We start from the raw sequence: 1,125 nt of genomic DNA, 5'->3' as shown, positions 1-1,125 counted from the left end.
ATCTTCCACCCTGTAATTAATCATAAAAGGTTTAATTGAAGGATTAAAATATGAAGTATCTTTAGGAAATGTACACCAGGCTGTAGCTCCTTTTTTTGACGGATCATCAACTTCCCGCCACTCAAATGTTACTCCGTATTCACTAGTCGGCAATCCAAGGTTTTTGGTATACCATTCATTCATCGCTTTCGGGTCATCGCATTTAAAAAACACGCCACCAAGGCCAGTTACTTTTTTCATGTTTAAAGTTTTTACGATTAAAATTAACTAATATAAAAATAGAAAAAATGTGTTCATCTTATCGGGATTAAATATGATCTCTACTCAACACTGATCTGGTACAGTATCACTCCTCTCCCAACGTTCACCAATTTCATTTCGGGTAGCCTCTTCGCCATAATCCAGATTAAAAATATCATTAAGTGTATGATCAAGTAAAATCAGTTGCTCCAAAGCGACAAGTCGAATATCTTCGGGTTGTTGATCACCAGTGAGAAACTGCCAATCCCCATCTTCATCATGAACAACGTGTAAAATAGACTTTCGCTCTTCAAGCCACTGTCTCGTCGTAAACACACCAAGATTAGTGCTCTCCCTAAATTTAAATTCTGCATTTCTATCCAGTAATGGTTGTCTGTAAATAAACTCTTGTTCAAAATCAATCCCCCATGGGAATTTATCGTTTCTATCGGTCCAAACCAATTGAACGGCGGGAAAATCAACCGAACCATAAAAACCTATAGCATAGCCGAAATAATCCCTGATACTGCGTGGATCCACTTTAACGAACTCAGCATTTCCCTCGTTAAAAAAATCATCATAAGGTATTCCTGTTTCTATAATTTGATTGTCTTTAACCAAATCAGCAACATCGTTAATTAAAGCATGCAAAATTTGCACGCTCAATCCAAAACAAATAACTTCAGGATGCCTGTATTTTTGCCAAAGCCCAATGCTATAGGCAAACGAAGGCAAATAATCTGTAGCCTCAATCATGATTACAGAAAGCCCAAACTCCTCAATATCTGAGATTGTTTTCTGGTCGTCCCTGCAGTTGTGTGTTTCTTCCATTTTAATATCTTCTCCTAGCATCTGGCTATTTCACTACTAGTTTTATATTAAGAC

General features: G+C 37.2%; 1 protein-coding gene and 1 pseudogene. Both read right to left on the bottom strand.

The window, feature by feature from the left end:
* Window positions 1-240: pseudogene (locus tag DBR11_RS19585) on the bottom strand (VOC family protein); the annotation flags it as partial.
* A gap of 84 nt (window positions 241-324) precedes the next feature.
* A complete protein-coding gene (locus DBR11_RS19580; protein WP_199233894.1) occupies window positions 325-1,092 on the bottom strand; it encodes a DUF4262 domain-containing protein in 768 nt (255 codons plus the stop codon).
* Window positions 1,093-1,125 lie beyond the last annotated feature (33 nt).

Source organism: Pedobacter sp. HMWF019, from assembly GCF_003061025.1.
Taxonomy (GTDB): Bacteria; Bacteroidota; Bacteroidia; order Sphingobacteriales; family Sphingobacteriaceae; genus Pedobacter.
The sequence above is the reverse complement of the archived record's forward strand: the minus strand, read 5'-3'. Positions and strand labels throughout refer to the sequence as shown.